Annotated in this window: 4 protein-coding genes; 1 reads left to right on the top strand and 3 read right to left on the bottom strand. The window is 34.7% G+C overall.

From position 1 onward, the window contains the following. The first annotated feature begins 165 nt into the window (after positions 1 to 165). Complete coding sequence (locus BUB35_RS17345; RefSeq protein ID WP_072853784.1) at positions 166 to 783, top strand: hypothetical protein; 618 nt, start codon at positions 166 to 168, stop codon at positions 781 to 783. Between the two features lie 110 nt (positions 784 to 893). Here BUB35_RS17345 and abc-f read toward each other — a convergent pair whose 3' ends face one another. From abc-f to BUB35_RS17330, 3 genes are all read right to left on the bottom strand, one after another. Continuing rightward, entirely contained in the window at positions 894 to 2,381 is a 1,488-nt protein-coding gene (abc-f, locus tag BUB35_RS17340; protein ID WP_072853782.1) for a ribosomal protection-like ABC-F family protein, read from the bottom strand. A 311-nt stretch (positions 2,382 to 2,692) separates the two neighbouring features. Next, positions 2,693 to 2,965, bottom strand: a complete 273-nt coding sequence (locus tag BUB35_RS17335) for a DUF6103 family protein (RefSeq protein ID WP_072853780.1) — start codon at positions 2,963 to 2,965, stop codon at positions 2,693 to 2,695. Positions 2,966 to 2,986: 21 nt separating this feature from the next. After that, positions 2,987 to 3,181, bottom strand: a 195-nt coding sequence (locus BUB35_RS17330) for a hypothetical protein (RefSeq protein ID WP_330391269.1), incomplete at its 5' end; no start/stop codon positions are given.

Raw genomic sequence — 3,181 nt, 5'->3', positions numbered from 1 at the left:
AAAATGTATTTCATCATTCTCACCTCCTACATTGAATTTTATTATATCATATTTATTTTCTAAAATGTTAAACTACTTTTCATTTTCTTCTTGACACCTTTCGTCAACAGAGTTTATATACCACAAGCGGCTTTGCCGACTTTGGTGAACAGGTGGTTTTTATTTATGGATATTTTTCAACATTTTCTTTCGCACCAATCTGAAAACACATCAGCGTTCTCAGATATTTTTCGTACCGCAAAAGAATTTCATCGGCTTCTTGGACAGAAAAATTATCTACTCAATCATTATCTATCCATGTTTTTTCGCTTGATTGTGGAAATGGATTTCTGCGCTTTGGAAGATGAAATTTATCAATCCATTTCGGATTTACAGAAGAAAATACAGGATGATTTAGAAAACAACAACGGTTCCATACTCATGTTTGATTGTCAGGAGCCTTCCACTGAAATGGAACTTTGCTGGACTGCACTGGCAGATTCCTTATTAGAACAAGCCCTGAAAGAGTTTTATAACACGTATACCCGTTCCTATCACCTTTCTGTCGACCTTGTTGATATGAGACAGACAGAACAAAAACTCATGGAAATTCTCGGTAATGATGCCTGGGAACAGTTCCAACAAAAACTGATTCACTGCTTTCTGACATGTTCCTTGATGCAGTTGTTTCATCATTGGATCGTAATCGAAATCTCAAAGCATTTTCTGTCACGAGATTTAGAAACGGATCAGGAAATTTTTCGACTATTTCTTAATCATTTTTCCATAGAAAAAAGCAGCTGATAACGGCTGCTCTTTTTTGTTTCAATAACTTCTTCACTCGGCTCTATTTACTTTTTCTGCATTCTTGGTTTATTGGATTTTTCCATCTTCTTCTATTTACTTTGGAACAATTACTTTTTATAAAGTTGTACTTCTTTTGTCGCAATGGTGTTTCTAAAAACCGCATCATGTTCTACAAAAATCATTGTAGGTGAAAATTCTTTAATCAAATTTTCAATCTGCATTCTGGAATAAATATCAATATAGTTGAGTGGTTCGTCCCACACATATAAATGTGCCTGTTCGCAGAGACTTTTTGCAATGAAAACTTTTTTCTTTTGCCCTGATGAAAAATCTTCTATATTCTTTCCGAACTGTGTTCTTGTAAAATCCATTTTGCGTAATATTGCTTTAAACAGGCTTTCATCAATCCGATTATTTTCTGCAAAATCGGATAAAAGCCCTGTTAGGTTTGAAGTATCTTGCGGAACATAGGATACTATCAGCCCTGAACCAATAGAAAACTCGCCACAAAATTCTATAGATTGTCCCATTAATAACTTCAAGATACTTGTTTTACCAGACCCATTTTTACCATCAAGAGCAATGCGTTCTCCTCTTTTTATCTCAAAGGAAATGGGCTGACAAATATCTTTTCCATGGAAAATTGGAGTAACATGAGAGAAAGAAGCTAAAGTGTCTCTAAAGTATAATAACGGCTTCATTTTTAAATCTTCTGCCGTTTCCAAATTTTTAAGAAGACTGGATTTTTCGTCAATTGCTCGCTGTTTCCTTGCTTCGATATTTTTTGCTCTTTGCATCATTTTAGCCGCTTTATGACCAATATATCCCTTATCCGCTTTTACACCACTGATACGGGTACCATTTTTGGTCTTTTCAACAGCATCAGACCAGCTTTTTGTTTGCTGAGCTGCCTGCTTCATGTGTGCAATATCCTTTTTTAGCTTTACATTTTTGGCAAGTTCAAACTCTTGCTGTTGCTGAAAATTGGTATACCAAGTAGAAAAATTTCCTTTTTGCACTTCTATATTGGATCGATTTATAGATAAAATATGATCAACACATCCATCTAAAAAACAACGATCATGAGATACTAAAATAAAACCTTTTTTGTTTTTCAAATATGCTGAAACCAATTCCCTTGCTTTTGCATCTAAATGATTTGTTGGTTCATCAATGAGCAGAAAATGTCCATCATTTAAAAATAGTGCTGCAAGTAACACTTTTGTCTGTTCTCCACCCGAAAGTATTGAAAAGAGTTTCAAAAGCACATCTTCATGAACTTCTAGGTAAGACAATTCTCTAATTATTTCCCACCTTTCTGCAAACGGACAAATTTCAAAAAGAATATCTTCTGTTAATCTGTTTTTGTCAGCAATAACATATGGGAAATAGTCAAATTGCACGGAAGACTTTATTTTCCCTTGATATTCATATTTACCAAGCAAAAGATTGAAAAAAGTTGTTTTTCCTCTGCCATTTCTTCCTATAAAGCCAAGCTTCCAATTTGTATCAATCTGAAAACTAACATTTTCAAAAATATTATCATAACCTGATGGGTAAGAAAATGTAAGGTTCTCCACTTGAATCATTGACATCATTCATTCCTCCTTTGTTCAAAACACAAAGAAAATAAAATAAGAGCTGCAAGAAAGTTAATTCTTACAGCTCGTCATAGCATAATAATATTATCCCATTGAGAGTGATATGAATATATCAAATCAAGTAAATAGACTTTTAACTTTCTTGCAATAGGCACAATGATACCCTAAGACCATAGCATCATTGTATATTTTAATTTTATTTGCAAGAAAAATTAATCATCTTTACACCTCACATACTTATTTTTATGTCAGCATACCATAAATACAAAAAACAGTCAAGTATAAAACTAATTGTTCTCTTTTCCTTAAACGGATTGGCTATCCTGCGGCTGTTCTGCTTGATTCTGTTCTTTCTCGGATTCTTTTTCCTTTTTTTTCACTTTTGGTTTACCTGTTTTTTCTATATCATCGCCTTCTTCTATATACTCACGGACATCTGGCGGCACCAGTTTTCGATACAGCCTGTTCAGTGTTTCTTCCAGTTCCTGCTCCAAAGACACCTCTTTTTTTGCCGCATATCGCTTTAGTGCTTGATACTTGCTGGTTTCAAACTTCACCTGTATCGCAGAAAGTTTCATGGTATCCACCTCCTTTTTCGGTCACATCTGCGGTTCCATGCAGTTTTCTTTTTCTGAAATCTCACATCCAATCTCTTGAAATTGATCCAAGTTCGGCAGATAGCCAGAATAAACTTCACCACTTTTTTGGTCATGGCTGATCAAAACACCAAACTCCGCATCCTCTTTTTGGATAAACAGGCAGTGCAAAGTCATCTGCTGATCAAAATACTGCAG

It is taken from the genome of Anaerotignum lactatifermentans DSM 14214 (assembly GCF_900142265.1).
GTDB lineage: Bacteria > Bacillota > Clostridia > Lachnospirales > Anaerotignaceae > Anaerotignum > Anaerotignum lactatifermentans.
This window is presented reverse-complemented; position numbering and strand designations above follow the sequence as displayed.

Excerpts from the sequence above, each read along its gene's own strand:
- abc-f (WP_072853782.1), bottom strand. The coding sequence starts at position 2,381 with ATGTCAATGATTCAAGTGGAGAACCTTACATTTTCTTACCCATCAGGT.
- BUB35_RS17345 (WP_072853784.1), top strand. The coding sequence starts at position 166 with ATGGATATTTTTCAACATTTTCTTTCGCACCAATCTGAAAACACATCA.
- BUB35_RS17335 (WP_072853780.1), bottom strand. The coding sequence starts at position 2,965 with ATGAAACTTTCTGCGATACAGGTGAAGTTTGAAACCAGCAAGTATCAA.